Source organism: Zarconia sp. (assembly GCF_057467645.1).
In genome coordinates this window covers 21,372-42,880 of sequence record NZ_JBRJXU010000054.1, presented here as the reverse complement: position 1 = coordinate 42,880, position 21,509 = coordinate 21,372, and the positions used below count along the sequence as shown (strand labels likewise).

General features: G+C 49.5%; 16 protein-coding genes. 7 read left to right on the top strand and 9 right to left on the bottom strand.

What is annotated here, in order from left to right; genetic code table 11:
• Positions 1 to 50: 50 nt before the first annotated feature.
• The gene (locus AC2215_RS07470; RefSeq protein WP_486809341.1) at positions 51 to 1,043 is read left to right on the top strand and encodes a methyltransferase domain-containing protein; all 993 of its coding nucleotides are present in this window, start codon (positions 51 to 53) and stop codon (positions 1,041 to 1,043) included.
• 708 nt (positions 1,044 to 1,751) lie between these two features.
• Here AC2215_RS07470 and AC2215_RS07465 read toward each other — a convergent pair.
• Positions 1,752 to 3,140: an MFS transporter gene (locus AC2215_RS07465; RefSeq protein ID WP_486809340.1), complete on the bottom strand. Its 1,389-nt coding sequence runs from the start codon at positions 3,138 to 3,140 to the stop codon at positions 1,752 to 1,754.
• A 1,104-nt stretch (positions 3,141 to 4,244) separates the two neighbouring features.
• On the opposite strand from AC2215_RS07465, the gene AC2215_RS07460 reads away from it, so the two are divergent.
• On the top strand, positions 4,245 to 4,721 hold the full coding sequence (locus AC2215_RS07460; RefSeq protein ID WP_486809339.1) for a YbjN domain-containing protein: 477 nt from the start codon (positions 4,245 to 4,247) through the stop codon (positions 4,719 to 4,721).
• Positions 4,722 to 5,080: 359 nt separating this feature from the next.
• The gene (locus AC2215_RS07455; protein WP_486809338.1) at positions 5,081 to 5,398 is read left to right on the top strand and encodes a hypothetical protein; all 318 of its coding nucleotides are present in this window, start codon (positions 5,081 to 5,083) and stop codon (positions 5,396 to 5,398) included.
• Here the strand turns inward: AC2215_RS07455 and AC2215_RS07450 are convergent.
• From AC2215_RS07450 to AC2215_RS07430, 5 genes are all read right to left on the bottom strand, one after another.
• Positions 5,373 to 6,173: a M15 family metallopeptidase gene (locus AC2215_RS07450; RefSeq protein WP_486809337.1), complete on the bottom strand. Its 801-nt coding sequence runs from the start codon at positions 6,171 to 6,173 to the stop codon at positions 5,373 to 5,375. The two genes, AC2215_RS07455 and AC2215_RS07450, sit on opposite strands and share 26 nt — an antisense overlap.
• A 43-nt stretch (positions 6,174 to 6,216) precedes the next feature.
• A complete protein-coding gene (locus AC2215_RS07445; RefSeq protein WP_486809336.1) occupies positions 6,217 to 7,650 on the bottom strand; it encodes a polysaccharide biosynthesis/export family protein in 1,434 nt (477 codons plus the stop codon).
• Positions 7,651 to 7,989: 339 nt separating this feature from the next.
• Complete coding sequence (locus AC2215_RS07440; protein WP_486809335.1) at positions 7,990 to 11,685, bottom strand: CHAT domain-containing protein; 3,696 nt, start codon at positions 11,683 to 11,685, stop codon at positions 7,990 to 7,992.
• Between the two features lie 241 nt (positions 11,686 to 11,926).
• The gene (locus tag AC2215_RS07435; protein WP_486809334.1) at positions 11,927 to 12,622 is read right to left on the bottom strand and encodes a potassium channel family protein; all 696 of its coding nucleotides are present in this window, start codon (positions 12,620 to 12,622) and stop codon (positions 11,927 to 11,929) included.
• 202 nt (positions 12,623 to 12,824) lie between these two features.
• Entirely contained in the window at positions 12,825 to 14,159 is a 1,335-nt protein-coding gene (locus AC2215_RS07430) for a TrkH family potassium uptake protein (RefSeq protein WP_486809333.1), read from the bottom strand.
• Between the two features lie 260 nt (positions 14,160 to 14,419).
• On the opposite strand from AC2215_RS07430, the gene AC2215_RS07425 reads away from it, so the two are divergent.
• From AC2215_RS07425 to AC2215_RS07410, 4 genes are all read left to right on the top strand, one after another.
• Positions 14,420 to 15,340, top strand: a complete 921-nt coding sequence (locus AC2215_RS07425) for a methyltransferase domain-containing protein (RefSeq protein WP_486809332.1) — start codon at positions 14,420 to 14,422, stop codon at positions 15,338 to 15,340.
• A gap of 117 nt (positions 15,341 to 15,457) precedes the next feature.
• Positions 15,458 to 16,309: a tetratricopeptide repeat protein gene (locus AC2215_RS07420; protein ID WP_486809331.1), complete on the top strand. Its 852-nt coding sequence runs from the start codon at positions 15,458 to 15,460 to the stop codon at positions 16,307 to 16,309.
• 238 nt (positions 16,310 to 16,547) lie between these two features.
• Positions 16,548 to 17,009, top strand: a complete 462-nt coding sequence (locus AC2215_RS07415; RefSeq protein ID WP_486809330.1) for a DM13 domain-containing protein — start codon at positions 16,548 to 16,550, stop codon at positions 17,007 to 17,009.
• 246 nt (positions 17,010 to 17,255) lie between these two features.
• Positions 17,256 to 18,479: a phosphate/phosphite/phosphonate ABC transporter substrate-binding protein gene (locus AC2215_RS07410; RefSeq protein ID WP_486809329.1), complete on the top strand. Its 1,224-nt coding sequence runs from the start codon at positions 17,256 to 17,258 to the stop codon at positions 18,477 to 18,479.
• Positions 18,480 to 18,638: 159 nt separating this feature from the next.
• Here the strand turns inward: AC2215_RS07410 and AC2215_RS07405 are convergent, their stop codons facing one another.
• From AC2215_RS07405 to AC2215_RS07395, 3 genes are all read right to left on the bottom strand, one after another.
• Entirely contained in the window at positions 18,639 to 19,334 is a 696-nt protein-coding gene (locus AC2215_RS07405; RefSeq protein ID WP_486809328.1) for an ATP-dependent Zn protease, read from the bottom strand.
• A gap of 99 nt (positions 19,335 to 19,433) precedes the next feature.
• Positions 19,434 to 20,483 (bottom strand): DNA cytosine methyltransferase, encoded by a 1,050-nt coding sequence (locus tag AC2215_RS07400; protein WP_486809327.1) that lies wholly within the window; start codon positions 20,481 to 20,483, stop codon positions 19,434 to 19,436.
• Positions 20,480 to 21,334, bottom strand: a complete 855-nt coding sequence (locus AC2215_RS07395) for an NgoPII family restriction endonuclease (RefSeq protein ID WP_486809326.1) — start codon at positions 21,332 to 21,334, stop codon at positions 20,480 to 20,482. The genes AC2215_RS07400 and AC2215_RS07395 overlap by 4 nt, the downstream gene beginning before the upstream one ends.
• Positions 21,335 to 21,509: the final 175 nt, after the last annotated feature.

Genomic DNA, 21,509 nt, shown 5'->3' with positions numbered 1-21,509 from the left:
GTGGTACATTAAAAAATAAAATTATTACAAAATATTACGCTTTCTCATCAATGATTGGATTCTATACCTACACGTTTGGATTTGTGGCGCTCGTCCTAGCGATCGCGATTGCATGGTATTTGCTGGTTCCTCGCCGCTACCAATCCTCGGAATCCGTCGCCAATTCCTACGATGAATGGACGGATGACGGACTTTTAGAGTTTTACTGGGGGGAACACATCCACCTCGGTCACTACGGTTCGCCGCCTCAACGCAAAGAGTTTATCACCGCGAAAATCGACTTCGTTCGTGAAATGGTGCGTTGGGGGGGTCTCGATAAATTACCGTCCGGTACGACCGTATTGGATGTCGGCTGTGGCATTGGCGGCAGCAGCCGTATTTTGGCGAAAGATTACGGATTTGCAGTCACCGCAGTCACCATCAGCCCCCAACAAGTGAAACGCGCTCAGGAGTTGACCCCCGAAGGTATTGATGCCATCTTTATGGTGGATGATGCCATGGCCCTCTCCTTCCCCGATGCCAGCTTCGACGTGGTTTGGTCTGTGGAAGCTGGACCTCATATGCCAGATAAAGCGGTTTTTGCCCGAGAGTTAATGCGAGTTCTCAAACCCGGTGGCATCTTGGTCGTGGCAGACTGGAATCAACGGGACGATCGCCAAAACCCACTGAATTTCTGGGAAAAACCGGTGATGCGGCAACTACTCGATCAATGGTCTCATCCCGCATTTGCCAGTATCGAAGGGTTCTCGGAACAGCTTGCGGAAACGGGACTGACTCAGGGTGAAGTCGTCACCGATGACTGGACGCAACAAACCCTTCCCTCTTGGCTCGATTCCATTTGGCAGGGGGTAGCGCGACCCCTGGGATTGGTGCGTTTTGGGGTCTCGGGTTTAATTAAATCCTTGCGAGAAGTGCCGACGCTGCTACTGATGCGGTTAGCATTTGGTGCGGGTTTATGCCGCTTTGGAATGTTCCGGGCCGTCCGCAACGATGGGATAACAACCGGCGCGATGCCAGAACAAACTCAAGCCAGTGTGAAATAAGCGCCGATTGACGGTATGACAGCTGTTTTCGCGCGTTATAGACCCCAAGTAGAAAGTTGTTGGGGCAGTGCAATGACTGCTATCAAAGTCCAGATTCCGCCAGACAGACTGCCCACTCACTCCGATAACGTCTACTTCGATCGCCGTCGCCAGAGCAATTAGGACACTCGTGAAGGTGGGCTTCGCTGGCTCTCGGGGGGCAACGAGCGCAGGGGGGACGACTTCAGTCAGAGTTCACAATTGTCTGGTGTTGTCAAACAGGGTCGTGGCGACTGCGATAACGTCAGTTTTGCTAGCGCGACCTCGCCGGGATGCCGACTCTGGGTGATGTTCGGGAAATCAGCAAGTCTCTCGAAAGTGAGATCGCAACACTGGGTATCGCACTACGCTGGGGAGAAAAATACTCCATTCCCCATTTTTGATTTCCCATTCTCCACCCTCACCTGAAACAATATAGTCATTCTGAATAAAAGTGGTACACGTCCAGAGCCTGAAACACCGAATAATTCGAGATGGTTTTGAATTCTACTGTCCCATTCTTATTCAGAATGACTATATTATCCAAAACTAACGTTACTTTTAGCCAAAAGCGCTCTCAGAAATTAAGGCAATTTCCTGGAAAGAAAATACTAGACCGGTTTCGGTTTGAGTATTTTCTTTCTCGAAAATCGCCTGGGATGGAAGAAGCTCGAATAAGGGCGTCGCGGGTTAATTGACAGAATTCGAGGCGGCAACGCGCCGTTGTTGCAATTGAAATACGGTATCTTGATGCACGGTGGAGTTGATGGGATAAAAGTAGGTGAGTGCCAGACTCCCGAGCATTGTCAGCACCGGTAGGGCAAAAGTCACTTGGCGGATGGCAATCAGTGCCGATTCGGGCTGAATAACTTCTGCCTGACCCGGTACGGTTTCGTGGAAACCAGCTTGTGCCAACCACTGACCGACGAAAAACAATCCTAAGGCTAAGGTGACTTGATACAAAAACATGAGAATGCTGTAGTACAAACCCTCTCGCCGCTGACCCGTGCGCAGTTCGTCCCAATCAATGGCTTCGGGCAACATGGAGGGGGGAACGACATAGGTTGCCCCCATGCCGAATCCGATGGCGCAAGCCACGCCGTACATCAAATACACTTGTCCCGGTTGCAGGTAAAACAGAGCAAACTGTCCCAAAATCCACACGCTGCTGCCCAGCCAGAAGGCGGTTCTTTTACCGAACTGTCGGCTTAAGGGTTCCCAAATAAACAGGCTCGCTAAAGAGGTCACCTGCATGATGAGAACGATCGTCGTAATGGCAGAGGTGTCGAGTTCGAGATAGTTGACAATGAAATAGGGCAGAATGGCTGGAGTGATATGCAGAGCTAGCCAGGAGAGGGCGTAAATCCCCATCAAGATCGTGAAGGGTTGGTTCCCCAGCAGTAGCTTGAGTTCTTCCCAGTTGAGCTTGACATCGGTTTTGGTGGGTTCCCGACGCTCTACGGTTCCCCAGCAGCTGGCGAAAATCGACGCAACGATCGCCACCCCTCCAATCGCTCCAGTTATCCAAAGCTGTTGTTGGGGTTCGCTGACCCAATAGGCTAGTCCTTGGGCGAGTAGGAGGGCTGCAATACACCCAGCCAGAGAAAATCCGAAACGCAAGCTGTTGAGGCGAACGTGTTCGTGGCTTTTGTCGCTCAGGTCGGTGACAAGCGCGCCGTAGGGAATCAGAAAGCCGTTGGCACCGGTTTGAAAGAGCAGCGCCGCACTGAGGTAGTAACAAAAACGACCCCAACCTTCAATGGGGGGCAACCACCACAGGAGAAAAAAACCGAGACCCAAAATCGGAGCGCTACAGAACATCCAAATTCGTCGCCGTCCCCAAGGACTTTGGGTACGATCGCTCAAAATACCAACGATAACGGTACTCAGAGCGCTCCAGATATTACTGATAAGCAGAATCGATCCCGCTAATGCTGGCGACAGCCCAGCGATCGTGGTCAGGAAAAAGAAAAAGAACACCATTAAGGTGTTGCCGGCCATAGAAGGACCAAAATCACCCGCTCCATAGGCGATCTGAGTCCGAAGGCGCAGCCGCTCTCCATTTAAACAGCTATTCATCCGGATGTTTGAAATGAAAGTTTATGTTTTTTTGAAATACTTAATCTTTTTTCAGAATAAAACACTTTATGAGGGTTGTCTGCCAGGCAATTCATATGAATTGCTAAATTAAAAGATAAAGTTAAATAACTTTTTTTTAACTCTGAAAGAATCGATCGCAGCCCTGTTATTGACAAGGCTTTAAGACTCTATATATAGCGATCGCCATCTCAATGTCGGTACGAGAGTAACAGTTTGAAGTCAGGAAAACGAGAGGAACCGGATGTCTCGATCTGTGGCGGTTAGGGAACCGCATGTCTCTTACGAACGATCCAGGTTAGAGCACGACGATACTAAAGGAGATTTCAGGGACTTTACCGCTATCTATCAAGACGATCTTAACCACGCGGTCTGAGTTCTTTCACCCGATGGCGTTTCATCGGTCACCGATTCGTTCGTTGAAGCGTTGGAGGGCGTTGTGGGTACCGTAAATTACGTCAGTTTTGGATAAGACTGGTTCGGGTGAGGGTGGGGAATGGGGAACGGGGAACTCCGGATCGGGGGATGGAGTACTTCATCTCCCCAGTGACCAGATGACGAGCGTGTTGTCGCCTCGATGAAGATCGGCTGGCTGAGTGCCTGAACCTCTTGGAAAGCCTGCATCCTCGCGAGATAGCTTAAGCAAAACTGACGTTAAATTCCAGTTTTGGTGAGAATCGGGGACATCGGGAGCGATCGAACCCCGCGTCCGCTGCAAGAGGTCGGACCCCTTGTTAAGGGTGAGACGCAAGGGAACGCCGACCGAGAGATTTAAAGAAGAGATGGATCGGGTGGCGCTTAATTGTCAGTGATTATCCGAACTGGATATATAGCACTACGCAAATTAGTTAGGACATTTATAAATCCTGAAACTATCTGAGAGTCTACTGTTCCCCGTTCCCTAGCACGTAGCGCTATAACGAACAGATCTTGTGGTGTGACACAGGAAAAAACGAGCGAGCGAGCGATTCGTGCGAGCCTTTCAATTCAAGCGTTCTACGCTCCCTACCTCACAAATACTGGTCATTAGGTTGCCCAAAACGCTAGAGTGAATTTGGCAAGAATGCGAGTCAGTGGAGACAAATTATGACGACAGCTCGGGATGATATACCCCTTGACGTACTCGTGGACGAATCCATGGGTGTTGACTACGTTCGGGAAATTGAAACGGTTATTGCTAGTTTGGCGGAAGACCAAAAAGTGCTCGTCGGTCAAAGCGATGCCGGGCACTTGTGGAAGTTTAAGTACGGCAGCGTTCAGGTTTTCGTACAACTGACAGGTTCGACGGAAGAGGATACGCTGACGGTTTGGTCTTCGGTGCTGAAACTGCCGGCTCAAAATGAAAGCGAAATGATGCGCCGACTTTTGGAAATGAATTGGTCTAGCACCTACGAAGCTCGATTTGGGATGCTCGGTGACGAAATCGTCGTGCTATCGTCTCGCTCGGTGTCAGACCTCAACCCTGGAGAAATTTCTCGATCGATTACCGTGGTAGCCACCATCGCCGACGACCACGATGAAGCACTACAAGAGGAGTTTGGTGCAGCTTCTGCGGGAAGTTAGTTGACTATTGGGATAATTGCGCGAGTGCGAGCATCTTGCTCGCCTTGCACCTGCGAGCGCTGCAACGATGGCACCTCTCGATCTCGCGGTGATGTGCCAATTGCTCGATCCCAATTGCTGAATATGTGTGTTAGATCGCAATCTCCATTGTGTCGGATCTCCCAAAAAGTCGATCGAACTCACCCATGGAGATGATGGGTGTCGTCGAAACGATCGCGAAAAAAGCCGATATTGAATAAGAACGGAATTCGAGAGTTGGAGACGCTTGGCGGCAATACTCCACAGGTCAACTCCTACAGAGTTTTCCCCTTTAAAACGTCATCCCTTCGATTCCTTCCCATATCGATTTTCACAGGCTTATGTTTCACTACGACTTTCATTCGGACTTCACGGCTCGAGATCGCGACTTGGTCCAGAGATGCTGGAATATCGACAGCGGAAACGATTGGAGCGCACAGGTTCAAGACGCTTGTTTCTCAACGGCCGAACAACCCACCGAGCCATCGGGGAAATTCCCCCGCGTCCTGTTGGGTGCGGCATTAGTGATGGTGACGTTGCTCGGAAGCTCCTTGTATTTGGGTGCGCCTAAGATCGCTGAGTCTCTCGAGGAGGCGGCCAAAGAGTCCGTCGAAGGACTGGCTTGGGTTGAGTTTATTTTGGATTCAGGTCGCTCTTGAAGGTTGGGGGTGGGTTGCCCAGGGTCGGTTGCTCGGCAGGAATGGCGGGAACTAACTCCCGAGCGGTTTGAAATAGAAATTGACTATCAGCATCGCCCACCCATCGCCAATGCCAAGGTTCGTAACTGACGCAGGGGTGATCTCGGGTAAAGGAAAGCTCGAACCCGTAATTGTGGGCGTTTTTCATCAGCCATTGTCCGGCTGCCGTTAGCTCGAAATCTTGAGTGAAATCGTACCAAGGGTCAGCTCCATCGCCGATATCGATGGCGTAACCGGTATGGTGTTCGCTGTGACCCGGTGGTGCGGAGACGCGAGCCCGCTGTTGGAGGCTTTGACCCCTTTGGGCGGCGATCGTGTAGAACAGCTCCGTTTGCAGGGCTATATCTCGAAATCCCGACAGAGGAACCAATGTGACCCCATCCCTGGCCGCCGCTAGCTGCATTTGCCGAAAACTCACCGCTGCAGACCGTTCCATCCGTTCGCCGTTGCCAATGTCGACTAAGGTTTGCGGCACGGCTTCGGGATAGGGCAGGTGACCGTAAAAAGCATAGGGCGTGACGGTCGAACAATTCAAGAAGGTGGGGGGATCGACGAGGGTATTCTCTTGGGGGGAGAGGCGGGGTTTAAAGTACTGAGACCATGCCGGACTCGTCGGCCAAGATGCTAGACAAAGGGCGATCGCGATCGAAGGGAAACCAACTCGTTGGATTTGCACTCGAAACCACAAACTTCTAAGTTCGCTACCATTTTGACACGATTCTACGGTCGCACCCATAACCATTCCCGTTATTTTTAGTTTTTCTTGCGAGCTGCTACACCTATCGACCGCCTTGAAAAATGCGGAAAAAGTTGAGAAACGAGAAAAAGCTGCCGATGGGACGCAGAACCTCTCCAACAGTATCGGCGACGCTCGTCAAACCCGAGCGTCCGACAACGATCACGTCGTTGTCCTGCAAAAGCGGATTACCTTCAGTGTCGATGCCTTGTTCGAAATCGATGGTAATTTCCCGCCGGGAAACCGTTCCGTCGGGATTGAGACGAAGCAGCTCGACGGAACTGTCACTAGCGCGAACCGGATCGAAGCCGCCAGCCACCAGCAGTGCTTGGTTTAAGGGGGTATTGGGGGGCACGTCCACCGGACCGGGTCGAATCACTTCCCCCACGACGTTGACTTGAATGGTATCGGGGGAGAAGCTCGCCGAGGCGAGGGTTTCCACTTCCGTGGGGTCGATGTCCCGAGCGGTGGGAATGGCGATCGTATCTCCAGCCTGCAAAATAATGTCTTGGGCGAGGTCTCCAGATTGTAACAGCTCCCACAGGTTCACTTCGATGGTTTGCGCGCCCGACCGGGTCAGGCGGCGCACTTCAATGCGGCGAATGTCCGCTAAATCCGTAATCCCGCCGGCCACTTCGATGGCTTGGGTAACCGTGGGCGGAACTTCGACTCCCCCTTGCGAGTTGACCGTGTAAGGACCGGGGCGAAAAACTTCGCCGACGATAGCAATTTGAATGGGTTCGTTCGCTGCTGGGGAAAACGTTGCCGACTCAATGATACGACTGCGTTCGGCATCAAAACTCTCGGCGGTGGGAATCCAAATGCTATCTCCATCAAGCAAAACGGGATCTTGCTCGATGGTACCGTTACCGGCCAAGTCGAGCAGGTCAACCGTAAAGGTTCGCACCCCTCGTTGGATTTGGACTTGACCGACCCCGGCGGCTTGGGTAACGCCACCCGCCAGGGAAAGGGCTTCGGTCAAGGTAGGAAACAGCCGACCGGCTTCGCCCACCAACGTGTAAGAACCGGGGCGATTGACTTCCCCGGACACGGCCACTTGCACCGGACGCGGTTCGAGTAGCACCAGAGTGACTAGGGGCTGGGTGAGAAACGGCGCGTATTGACTGGAGATGAGGGCTTGCGCTTGGGGCAGGCTCAATCCGCCTACGTTTACGTGACCGATGACTTGTAAGTTAACGGTTCCATCGAGTAAAACAAGGTATTCTCCACTGTACTGCGGGACGCCAAAGACATCGACCCGCAGGCGATCTCCAGCTCCTAAAATGTAGGTCACGTCATTGGAGGAGGGAGCAACGGCGCCATCGACCTTCGATGGGGTGGGTTTGTTTTCCGAGCGGTTTTCCGAGGTGGGAAATTGGGAGGTTCGGGGGGGGACCCAGGGTAATGGCGCAACCCGAGGGTTTTGAGTCCATAGGGTAAAACTCGTCAAAGATTGCAAGAAAACTAAAGAAAACATAGAAACCGAAGAAAGAACGATAGTGAGTTATTGGACTTGGACTTTGGACAAATTGATGAGAGGGGGGTAGAGTGCATGAAGCGGCAAGAGGGGAAAATTTGCAAAAAAAAGACTGTATCGGTCTATATTGAGCGGTTCGGGGGAATTGAGAAATAAAATGATGTAATGCTTGTAGCCATGTGATTTAGACTACTTTAGATCGAATTCGGTTGAATCGTTACTGTAAAACTCTGGCTGACCGCCACTAGCCAACTTAGGCTCAATACTCGAAAAAGATATTACTGTTGCCAACTCGATATAGTCAGTGTATACCCAGATTTCAGATCGCTGCATTTCCCCTCAAGACTCCCCCATGAGAGTAAAAGCCGCCCAATTTTCCGGGCTGGGGTATTTGTCTAAAGTCCTCAGCATCGCTTGGCGCAAGGCGCGGGCTTTGTCTGGGTTGCGGTCGAGCTGGCGGTACAATTCCACCATCAGATCTGCTGTCGGTGCGTCGGGAACGGCCCACAGGGATACGACTAAACTAGGAACTCCTGCGGCCATAAACGATCGCGACAATCCGAGTACCCCATCTTCGGAAATGCGACCTTGACCGGTATGACAGGCACTGAGCACCACCAATTGAGTACTCAAGTCCAGGTCGAAAATTTCCCCAGCCGAAAGCAAACCATCTGCGCCATCGGAGGGAGTCAGGGCGATGGCGCCGGGTAAACCCAGTCCCTCAAAATCTTCGAGCAAGCCGTGAGTTGCCAGATGAACGATGTGCGATCGAGACATTCGATCGACAATCGCCTCTTCGGTGGCTCCATCCCCGGTAATCGCTTCGGTTCCCAACATCTCGGCGATGGCAATGGCTTCGGATTCCGCACCGGGAAGCGGCTCGAGGGGGTAGGGCGTACCCCCAGCACTAAAGGTGACCGCAGGCATCGTCGGATTTCCGACCACTAAGGCTTCCCCGAACTTGCGCCCTGCATTATTCTGCTGTTGTTGGTGCGTCAGGGAGAGTACCTGAATTGAAGGGGCTGTGGAAATCGTCTGCCGTTCGATGAGATATTGCCCGGAGGGGTCTTGCAAAGCGGGGAACGGCATCAAAAACATCGAACGGTGGGGAATGAAGATCGCTCGCTCTTCGGGGTTTTGGGGAAGTAAATCGGAGATCGGTTCGATCGCGAGTTGGTAGAGTTGTTGCAAATCGGGGTTGAGGATACGCTCGGACTCGGCATCGATGGGCCAATCGTTGAGGGTGACTCCCTTGCGGCGCAGACAGGGGATATTAAAACAGCGGGAATCGATCGCCAATTTTTTCAGGGAACCCCGTTCGGCAACGACGGACTCGAGATCGATGCGGCGAAATGCCACCTCTTGGGTGGGTTGCACCACCCAAATATAAAGTTCTTTGTCCTGAAGCTGGCGCACGCCCTCGATTTCTACCACGTCTTGGACGATCGAATAGGAAACGAGCGTGGCGTTTTGTTCTCGGGCGATGGCGCGAATCTGGGCGATGTTGGGGGGGTGAACTTGGGGCAGCTTTGCCGAGTTCCCTTGGCGGCGAGCGAGCAACTCCACGAATGCCCGAGCGCGTCCCCGTTCGGTAATTTCTAGAGCCGTCTCGAATTGATTTTGTTCCACCAAAATTTCTTGTAAGGTGCTGTAGGTGGTTTCTTGAGTTTCAAAAATGGCGACTCGATCGAGATCGCGATCGCCCAAATTCTCTCGTAGGGATTCCCAGGTTTCGATCGCCCTCAAAAGGGTATCGATCGCTTCGGAGGGTCGTCCGGCGCGATTGAGGGCATCCCCGAGGTTATTCAGGGCGCGAGCGATGCCGTGGCGATCTCCGGTTTCGCGCGCTAAGGCGAGGCTTTGTTGGTGGTAGTCGATGGCCCTTTCGTAGTCTTCGCGGGCGTAGTAAACCAGTCCCAAGTTTTCTAATGCCCGTCCGACGGCGGTTCGATCTCCCAATTCTCGAGCAATGGCGAGGCTTTGTTCCTGCAATTCGAGAGCGGTTTTGTAGTCCGTGAGTTTGTAGTGAGTGAGTCCGAGGTTGTTGAGGGCGTTGCCTCGGGCAACTTGTTGGCGTCGTTTTTCTGCGATCGAATTGCCTTCTTGCAGGGCGAACTCCAAGCTTTGCCGTTGCAGGTCGAGGGCGGTTTCGTAGTCTTCTAGGGCATAGTAGACCAGTCCCAGATTGCGAAGGATATTTCCTTCTAATGCCTGAGATTCGAGAGAACGGGCAATTTCCAATCCTCGATCGTAAGCCTCAACGGCGCGATCGAACTGACCGATGGCCCCGTAGGTATCGCCGATTCCTTTCCAAACAGCCCCTTGTTCGAGAAGATCGCCGAGCGATCGTGCTAACTCCAAACGTTGCTGGTGGTATTCCAAAGCCGTAGCGTAGTCGCCAATGGCGTAGTAGGAGATGGCAAGGTTGTAGAGGGTGTAGCGTTCGCGGGGGAGATCGCCGCTTTCCCGCGCAAATTTGAGGTTGGTTTGATAGCAGGCGATCGCTTCGGCGCGATCTCCAGAAACAGCAGTTGTTTCCCGACCCACTTCCGCATCGAGCAATCCCGACACCTGCAAACAAGTGCCCGCCTCTCGGGCTAAAACCGGTAATCCCCGTCCGACAGTTGGGTTCGAGTCGCGGATTTCGAGGCGATCGGTATTCACGAAATTAAACGCGAGGGTGGTTGGTAAATCTAGCACGATTGGGGGTTCGGGAGGTGCGGGAGGCGATGGAGGATTGGCTTCGAGGAGTGGAAGACGATCGCCACGATCCTCATAAGCCGCATCAATATTTCCCGTGGCGATCTGCTCCGTCGGACTCGATAAAATCACCCCCGCAGCATTTCCCTGGTTGCTGGAGGCATTCAAATCCTCGGTGGTAATACTTCCCCCCGCCATGAGTTCGATCCTGCCCCCATTTCCCTCCTCGGAAGAAGTATCGATATTTCCCGTGGCGATATTCCCCGTCTGGTTAAACAAAAAGACTTCCCCTCCGTCGCCCTGGATGCTAGAGGCATTCACATCGTCGGTGCTAAGATCCCCCAGGGCTTGCAAGGTAACCGCTCCGCCATTCTCCACAGCAGCCGACGAATCCAAGGTGTCTGTTGTCGTTATCCCCCCAGTACTATTGAGGACGATCGCGCCTCCATTGCTCGAAATCGAACCGGTAACGATATCTCCCGCTTCGAGACGCACGCCAGAACCCTTTAACGCCACGGTACCATCGGAGTTCACCGTCACCGTATCGGCATGGTCGAGGGATTTGCCCAGGGTGAGGAGTTCTGGGAGCGATCGGGGATTGAATAATGAGAACGAAGCAGTGGTGGGAGAAACTTCGAGGGCGAGGATATTCCCCTCAAGCCTCAAGCGGACCGGACTATCCCCGGCCACCGCAGCGATCGAAATATTGCCACCGTCCGCCACCAGATTTCCCTGACTCACCACCGTACCGCCGAACAAGTGTAAATTTGCCCCGGTTCCTACGGATAAATTCCCGTAATTGACAATGCTACCCGGGGTGAGGGTGGCAAAATCGAAGGCATTGGGGGTTCCCACCAGGTTGGTATAGTTGTTGGGAGTCATGGCATGAAACCATCCCCCCTCGAAGCCGATTCCCGTGGCGGTGGTTGCGGTAAAGGAAGCTGGGACGTCGAGTCGAGCATTTTCCCCAAAGACGATGCCTGCGGGGTTCATCAAAAAGAGATTGGCACTGCTGCCGGTGACTTGGATTAAGCCATCGATGAAGGAGGCGTTTCCCCCAGTCACCCGTCCGAAAATATTTTGAATATCTGGAGAGGACAAAAAATTTGCTGTCTGTCCGGTGTCTAAGCCGAATTCCTGGAAACTGTGGAAAAGATTGGCTCCATCATCGGAGGTTTGTCCGCCTTGAATGTCGATTCGATCGCCATTCAAGATGATGTCCGTTTGCGTACTGTCATCGGGGATAATCGGTTGAGCGAAGGCGATCGTGGGAAAGAGAATCGCGATGGCGGTAGAAGTAATCCAAGACCAAGAAGCGGGGGGAAGTCCTGACACGGTTCGTTATAGATGCAAAGACGCGGTAAAAGCAAAAACTCAATCGGGGTGGGACAAACCGGTAACGTACGGACTGTTCCAGAGCGGAATCTATCTCGTCTCATTAGCAAAGCGATCGAACCCATTCTAATAACATAGGTTCGACTTGGCCGAATTATGCAGTCCGTGGCAGAGCGATCGCTCTAATTTATGAAGACGAAAAACGATCGATGGGTGTGCCCGAATATTGAGACAATTGAAACTAAATTGGCAGGCGATCGATATCTTTATTCGAGCCGATAACCACCATCGCCGATCCGGTTTCCAAACGGTGACGCGGATTGGGATTAATCTGAAATTTATTGTTATGACTGACGGCTAAAACATTCAACCCGTAGCGACCTCTCAATTCTAATTCTGCTAAGGTTTTGCCAACAAACTTTTCGGGAACAATCACTTCAACAATACTGTGCAGGGGGTCGAGTTCAAATCGATCGAGCATTCGCGGTCGGGTGAGCGATCGGGCGAGTTCGTATCCCATTTCCCGTTCGGGGAAAACCACATGATCGGCTCCCACTTTTTTGAGCAGTTTCATATGAATTTCTGAAGAGGCTTTTGCCACGACATGTTCGACTCCACCTTCCTTTAAATTTAAGGTGGTAATGATACTTTGAGCTAGATAATTTCCAATGGCGACGATCGCCGTATCGAAATCGAAAAGACCCGCTTCTTGTAGGGCTAAAGGGTCTGTCGTATCTAGACGAATGGCGTGAGCCGCAATTTGGTCGTTGACGGCTTTATTGACTAAGTTTTCATCGCAGTCAACAGCGAGGACATCGTAGTTTAAACTGTGCAATGTCGAGCAAACAGATCTTCCAAAACGTCCCAAGCCAATTACAACAAATTGTCGATTATCTGGTCGTAAACTTTGAAAAAAATTGAGAGATGCTAGATTCACACTGAATACCTCATTTTAGAATATTAAACAAAAAAACATCACCCAAAACCAATTTGCATCATATAATTATTAACAATTTACAACCAAAATAGTAGGGTTAAATAAATCGGAGATAATTTTTCATCTTCATCACCATATGAGGAGACTTAAAGTTGCACGTTAATGCAATGCATTTAAAAAGAGAGTCAACTAAATGTTTCAACTAACCAATTAAAAGTTCCTCTTCAGGATAGTCTACTGCACTAGGTTTTGGGTCGCCTAAAATAGCAGACATGAGTAGCAAAATTCCCACCCGGCCAATATACATAATCCCGATCAGAATCGCCTTTCCCACGACCGAAATTTGAGCGGTAATGCCAACGGATAAACCCACCGTTGCAAACGCCGAAATCACCTCAAAAGAGACATCGATAAACTCCAAATTCGGATCGGTGACGCTAATGGCTGCTGTCGCTAAGGCAATGGTTAACAGCGAACCTACCACTACACCCACCGCTTTTAAAATCAGTTCGACGGGAATTTGTCGGCGATCGATGGTGACATCATCTCGTCCTCGCAAAACCGCTTCCGTACAGTTAAATAAGACGCGAACGGTCGTTGTTTTCAACCCCCCACCCGTACTTCCCGGACTTGCCCCAATTAACATTAAAATCATCATGGCGAATAAGGCTGCATTGGTCATTTGACCGAGGTCAATACTGTTAAAACCTGCCGTTCGGGTAATCACAGATTGGAACCATGCTGTCATCAATTTGCCATTAAAGTTCAAAGAGGCGAGAGTTAAAGGATTGTGATATTCTGCCAAAAAGTAAATGAGAGTTCCCAGGGCAAATAAAAAGTTATTCGTGCTGGTGACAATTTTGAAGTGAAGGGAAAAACAAAACCGCTCTGCACTTGAAGAAATTTTACTCCGAACCCATAGATAGAGTTCCATCATCACTTGGTAGCCAATCCCACCCACAATGACTAATCCCGGAATCACAACGTTAATAATCGGAGAGGTTGCATACCCCATTAAACTATCTTCAAACAAACTAAATCCGGCATTATTAAACGCGCTAATACTGTGAAATATTGATTGCCAAACTCCCGGTTTAAATCCAAAGTCACGGACGAAAACTAACATCAAGAGAAACACCCCGGTCAGTTCTACGAGTAGGGTTGTCGCAATAATCGATCGCAGAAGATTTCCCACATCCGATAGTCCCGCTGTATCTAGGGCTTGTTGCAAGGCAACTTTATACTTAAGTTTAAATCTTCGCCCCAAAAGAATTAATAAAAAAGTGGTGGCGGTCATATAACCCAACCCACCCACTTGAATCATCAATAAGATAAAAAATTGTCCCCAGAAGGAATAGTAGCTGCCCGTATCGACGACGATTAAACCTGTAACGCAAGTGGCTGAAGTTGCGGTAAACAGAGCCGTGATGGGGTTGTTCCAGGTTCCGCTACTAAGAGAAAATGGCATCATTAATAAAATTGTGCCAATAGTAATTACACCGAGAAATCCCAGGCAAATCGTTCGAGAAACGGTCATTTTAATTTTGAATTATCCGGAAATTGGAAATCGACAAGAATGCCCGCAACGGTCGAATAGCGAGCGAATTTAATTTGTCGATCGAGTCTGAGAGATGGGAAAGGTTCGCTTACAGAACTAGAAGACAACTCGATTGCGGAAAATCGCTCGAGTGCCGTTCGAACATCGCTAGTTTATTCTCTCACTTTAACGGGAAATGGTAGTCTAAATTGAGTTGAAATTGCGTTTCAAACACTCGCGCGCACGGACGCTTTTTTCTAATGACATCAAGCCTGTACGATCGCATTCGCCAATTTTACGATACTTCCAGCGACCTGTGGGAACAAGTGTGGGGGGAGCACATGCACCACGGCTACTATGGACCCCAGGGTCGCCTACGTAAAGAACGGCGACAGGCGCAAATCGACCTCATCGAAGAATTACTCCAGTGGACGAGGGAGTGCCTCGGCGAGAGCTTCAGCTTATCCGCCCCCAAACCCACCCAACAAATCCTCGATGTCGGCTGCGGTATTGGCGGCAGCACCCTCTATTTAGCCCGGAAATTTGCCACTAAAGCCACTGGGATTACCCTGTCTCCAGTGCAGGCTAACCGGGCGAGCGATCGGGCCGTAGAAGCCCGGATGCGTGGGAATGCGGGGTTTCTGGTCGCCGATGCTTTGAATATGCCCTTTGCCGACGCATCGTTTGACTTTATTTGGTCTCTCGAAAGTGGCGAACACATGCCCGATAAAGTCGAGTTTTTGCGGGAATGCTATCGCGTTCTCAAACCCGGAGGAACCCTGATGCTGGCTACTTGGTGCCATCGTCCCACGAACAACGGGGCTGCTCCGCTCACCGCCCGAGAGCAGCAGCATTTAGCCGACATTTACCGAGTCTATCACCTGCCCTACGTGATTTCCCTGCCCGAATACGACGCGATCGCCCGCGAACTCGAATTTCAGAATCTCCACACCGCTGACTGGTCTCAAGCGGTTGCCCCATTTTGGGAGGATGTCATCGATTCGGCTTTAAATCCAGCCGCTGTATTAGGGGTGCTCATGGCCGGATGGGATACGATCCAGGGGGCACTCTCCATGGGATTAATGCGGGATGGCTACGCCAGCGGTTTGATTCGGTTTGGCGTTCTGTGCGGGACGAAGGAGGCAGGGGAAGAGAATGGACAATTGACAATGGGTCGGTGACCTTTCCATCCTCACCGTTGCCCCCGTTGCCCTTGTTTCCTCCGTTGCTCGCGTTTACCCAAATCGAAATTCCTGTGTTATAACCAGATTTAGGTTCTATAAGGAGGCTGCTCCAAAATGCCAAAATCTAAAAAAGCTGCGCTTGCCGAAGAAAAACTCAACAGCGCCAACCAGCTTAAAGAAGAAGGGAAACTCGACGAAGCCCTTCCCCTCTACGAAGAAGCTCTCAACGCGACACCCAATAGCGTTCCAGCTCTGCGCCAGATTGCCAGCATCTACGAAACTCAGGAAAACTGGGCGCAAGCTGCAAGTGCTTACCAGAAAATTGTTTCTCTTCGACCTGAAAACGCTTTCACCTACTTGAAGCTTGCCAAAGCACTCGAGGAAAGCGGTGATGTGGATGGGTCGGTTTCTGCTTACAAAAAAGCGATCGCCCTCAACCCCGAGCAACCGTTCCGAGTTTATCTCAACGTTGCCAAAACCTTCAGCGAGCAAGGTCGTTCGGAAGAGGCGATCGAAGCCTATCGTAAAGTGGTCGAACTCAAACCCAGCGCCAGACTTCACGGTCAACTCGGTGACTTGCTGCAAAAGCAGGGCAATCTCGATGAAGCGGCTGATTGCTTCGGCAAAGCTGTCGCCGCTCAGGAGGAGGAGGGCAAACCCGAAGCCACCACGCGCTACCAGATTAAAATTGCTGCCATTCAGCTCAAGCAAGGTCGCATCGATGAGGCGATCGCCAGCTACCAGAAGGCTTTAGCGATTAAACCCGACCTCGTCTCCGCCCACATGGGATTGGGCAATGCCTTCGGCCAAAAGGGGATGTACGAGCAGGCCATTGGTTGCTACCAGAAAGCCAACGAACTCAAACCCGATAGTGCCAGTTTGTACCGCGCCATCGGCGATGTGAAGTTGCGCCAGGGTCAGGATGCGGAAGCTCTCACCTACTACCGTAAGGCAATGGCTGCCTAACGCGAAGGTCTATATCCTCACTCCTTTAATTCCAAATTGCTTCTAGTTCTCAACCTGCGAGTACTCAACGACACAAACAGTCGGCTCGCAGGTTTTCTCATGTTAAGACTCTTATTTTTTCAGGTTTCTCAGAAAACTCTTAGGGGTTTTTCAAGTTCCCATGGGAGTGCATTCAGTTCGATCGCCGATTATGAAAATCAAGCAATCGAAAACACATCCACTAGATGGAGCGCAAATCATGAAATTCAATCGAGTCGCATCTTTAGGTATCGCATCGGCCGTTTTGTTCGCTGGCTTCGGCACGATCGCCCCTTCTTCTCTACAAGCCAAACCCCTCGAAAATTCTATCCCACTCAAAGCTAAAACCACCCTCGCGGCTGGTGCTTTCGTCACCGTAGAACAAGACCACCCCACCAGTGGGGCCGCCACGATTATCGAAAAAGATGGGAAGCGCTTTCTCGAATTTTCTCAAGGATTCGATACCGCTAGCGGACCAGACGTGCAGGTGATTCTGCATCGCGATGGTGTCGTTCCCATTAACGTGAGCGAGCAGAACTATATTACTCTGGCGCCTCTGGAAAGTTTTAGCGGGGGACAACGCTACGAAATTCCTGCAAATGTCGATATTGAAGATTTTGATGCGGTGGCGATTTGGTGCCGCGAGTTTAACGTCACGTTTGGCTACGCCGCTTTTCGATAAAGACGATATCTCTCGAATGAGGGGGTGGGTAGTTTTTCTGAAGGAAACCGACGCACGACAGGTGACTCAACTGCCTACCTTCCCTTCAAAACTCAGTACACTAAATCTCTTGAATACGATCGAGAATGTGTTGGAGTTCGCGTTTCTTCTGATTCTCGATCGCTTTGAGAAAACTGTCGATTTTCCGGATGGCATGGGGTGAATTTTGTAAACATTGATATCTCTCAATGTTGAGTTGCATTCCTCATGAGTACTTACTATCGGCTGAAAACGATCGCTGCCACCATCGCCAGTTTTTTTCTCATCTCCTGTCAGCAATCGGCTCAAACCGAAACCACAAATCCCGCGAATCCTTCAGAGACGGAACCGGCGAGTGAAGTCACTATCGATACATCCACGCTGTTTGCCGATGGTTCGGTCACCGTTGGAGTTCTCACTACTCCCTATAATCCAGAAGCCGATTATGCCGCACTCGAAGAACATTTAGAAACCAAGCTGGGAGAAAATGTTGACGTGCAAATTGATAGTGTTGCCCTCAGTGGGGATGATGCATTTACTCAGGTGAGAAATCGGATCGTTGAGAAGCAATGGGATGTGGCGTTTACCACCAGTCCGATGATGTCTGTTGCTGCGATTAATAACGACTATCAATTTGCCGCGCGGATGTTTCCCCAAGCCTCGAAGTTTGAATCAGTTCTTTTCGTGCGTCAAGATAGTCCGATTCAGGGGATTAGCGATTTAACACCTGAGATTAAATTGGCATTGGGAGATTTTAATAGTGCCTCTGGTTTTTATATTCCCGTTTACGATTTATACGGCAAAACCTTGCAAGTCGATTTGGGCAATGCCGATACACCATCGACGATCGAAAAAGTAAAATCCGGGCAAATTGATGTGGGCAGCGGTGCGTATCAAATCGTGGAAAATGATGACCAATTACGAGCCATTAGTCGCAGTCGATCGATTCCCCTATCGGGGGTTTATCTTTCTCCGGATTTATCCAATGTCGAGCGAGACGTCATTTCGCAAGCCCTGGTGAATGCCCCCGATGAGGTGAAAAACAGTGCTAAATACGGAGAAGGGGAAGAACCGGATTATCAGTATTTTATCGGCATTACCAATCGCGTCGATGAAGTTCTCGGCTGCGTGGATTGGCAGAAACAACCGGTACAGTTATTTTGCGAGACGGTGGTAACGGCATCTGTCCCCACGGAAAGTAGCAGTATTTCTGGGCAAGTGAACGGGTATCAAGTAGATGGCGAGACGATTAATTTCATTCTCAATGGAGAGGATGGGACAGTTTATCGCGTTTTGGTTCCGAGAACCTTGCTCGATCGCATTCCTAATGGCGTTCCTTTACCGGGATTGCACGGCAAAACCTTTAAAATCGTCGATGTCACTCCCCAGGATAATCGGGGAACTTTGGAATTAAATGTTACGACGGTAGAACAATTGAAAATCGAGTCATAGTTGGGGGTGTGCTGGGAAATAAGATACCCCCCGTAGTCCCCTTCGCGTCGGAGGGCAAAGCATTTGGATATATCAGATGTCTATTGACTAATGGTTTATCGCTCAAATGCTTGTGCCCCTACAGTGGCGACTGCCATACATTCCATACCCGAACTGATGTTAACTCGGTTTGACTTCACTGCGATGCTTATCGACGATCGCACAACACTCAGCCACCGGTAACCGTTGCGACATCGCCTCAACGAGGGCATCGTAAGCCATACGATGAGTAGCCAGCATCGTCGTCGCTTGTAGAGCCGCCCAGCGTTCTTTTTGCTGGGTATCGCGAATGGGAGGACTCAGTTGAGAGAGTACCGTTCGCAGTTGTTGGCGATCGTCGCCGCCCCCTTCTGCGTTATCGTAGACGAGAGTTTCGGCAGCAATTCCGGCCATCCACACGGTACAGTAGCGATCGAGAGACTGGGCTGACAGCGTACCCCGTTCGAGTTGCGCTGCGAGAATGCGATCGTCAAATTGCACGCCACCCCGTCCCGATTGTCCCTGACGAAAGGCTTCCCATGCGCTGAGAGTGTAGTTGGCGATCGGAATCTCAAGCATGTGAGCCACCAGGAAATGCCCTGCTTCGTGATGGGTGACGCGCTGCCGATGTTCCGGGGAGATGGTTGCCAGCCAGTCTAGCATCAGCGTCGAACCGCGCCCGTTCAACCCTAGGGTATCGACGGTGGCGAGTCCTAATAATCCAAAGGCTGCGATCGCCGGAAAAATGGGATCGAGATGAATTAATGGACCGAGTAAAGCGGACATGGTAAAGCCAAAAATGGCGATCGCTACCAGGTTGAGAGACAAGGAACTCATCGAATTGATTTAAAATGCCAGTTCAAAATTTAAGTTAAATCTTCAAAGATCGATGTTCGATTTCTGATGACTTATTCCCTAGCAGTTTAACCGATCGAGTTACGAGACTCCTTGCAGAATTGGTACATGCATCTCTTCTGTGAACAATTTACGAGCGATCGGTTGGTGATTTTCCAACTGCTCTCGAAGGGATTTTGCCAAACAAAATGCTAACTGACAGGGAACTGCATTACCCACCATTTTGTACCCAGCTCTTAAATGTTGGTAGTCAAAAATATGGGTATCCGGAAAAGTTTGAATCCGCGCGCATTCTCTCACGCTCAATCTTCGATATAAATCCTCTTTTCCCGGTACAAATCTGCGTACATCTGGCTTGACTAATTGCATCTTTGGTGCTTGGGGATGCAAAGGCGCGTGTCTCCCGCCGGCTTGGATGGTAAAAGAAGGTTCGTCCCAGCTTCTCACCCGATTTCGGGACATATAAATACTGGAGAATCCTCCTACCATATATTCGTGATTGGCTAATTTACATTTCTTGCCGTTGGTATAGTTTTTATCTTTTGCGGGTAAAACTGAATCTTGAATATCTGCGATCGCATCTTTGAGAACGTACTTTTTAGATAAAGGCGAGGGGAATTCAAACTTAAAATCTAAATCTTGGCGAATCCCTACAAAAAAGACTCGCTTTCTATCTTGAGGAACGCCGTAATTCACCGCATTTAAAAGAGAAAATGATAAATTGTACCCACTCTCAGAAAATAAAACCTTGATATTCTCTAATGCTTCCAAATGTCGAGGTGCCAGCATTCCCGACACATTTTCCGCAAGAAAGAATTTTGGCTGTTTATCTTGTAATATACGGATAAATTCAAAGAATAACTGTCCTCGGCGATCTTGAATACCTCGCAATGCCCCCGCCTCACTCCAACTTTGACAGGGCGGTCCGCCAATAATACCGTCGCAGTCGGGAATTGCATCGGAAGGAATATCGCGAATCGATCGACGATCTAATTTTGTATTGGGAAAGTTGCTCTCAAAGGTTTCCCAAATCTCTTTATCGTATTCGTTCGCCCAAATGGTTTGGAAACCTGCGTCTTCAAACCCGCGATCTAAACCCCCTGCACCGGAAAAGAGTGAAACTAATTTCATGTTAAACTTGCACTTATAGAAAACGTTATCATTTTTGCATTCATTAAATTAGCTGGATTATTCGGATTTTTGATTTTAATATCATTTAAGTCAAGCAGATTTGAAGATTCTAGGTTACTTTTACTGCTCTCCGGAAAGCTAGTATACTTTTCATCTTGCATTATCGCAACTAGTTGAAAATCTCGATCGTCATTACTTTTATATACATAATCAAATACTTTTTTGGGATTAAATATACTCCACATCCCTCTAATCCGAAGATCTGTAATCCCGAGAGGATCGACACGCTTAACTTTACCCAACTCTTTTGTGGGTGTAAATTCTATATCTGATATTTCTAAAATACCGCTAGAAATTGTCGTCTTTATTCTCTCATAAATATCTCGATCTGCTGCATAACAATTTCCATAAATCATCCATAATGATTTTAATTTTTTTTTAGATATATGTCCGATTGCATAAATTATATCTTTTTCAGACCAGGTTTCGCAATCTCTACAAGCTTGAGTAATCATTGCACTATCTGAATATAACTTTGCTTTTGGGTAAGAGCTATTTAAAGCTAATGCTGAATTAGATGACTCTATTTTCTTGACTTCAATAGCATCACTGCCACGTAAAATTAGATCTGGAGGGTTATTTTGATTTCCAGAATATGAATAGACTTCTTGTATTTTTCTTAGCCGAACCTGCTCGTCTTTTTCATGTATAGTTCCGGCAAAAGCATCTTCAATATAAATTTCCAATGCCTTACCCATATTATTAATTCTATTTTTTCCACTATAGAACTCAGTTAATTCTATTTGGGGAGAATTTGCAATAGATATACACGCTTCTAAAAGATTACTCACTAGAAACCTCCAATTCTGTAAAAGAATCGGCATGATCGAAGTTAATGGGGATGTTTATTTTATTGTTTTATTTATGAAATGTATAGTACTTGTACGCTTATCTTTACAAATTAAACGAGGAAAGTATCAGCGACAGATCGACTAAGCTTTTGAGTTGTGAAACTTTGTTTTCACA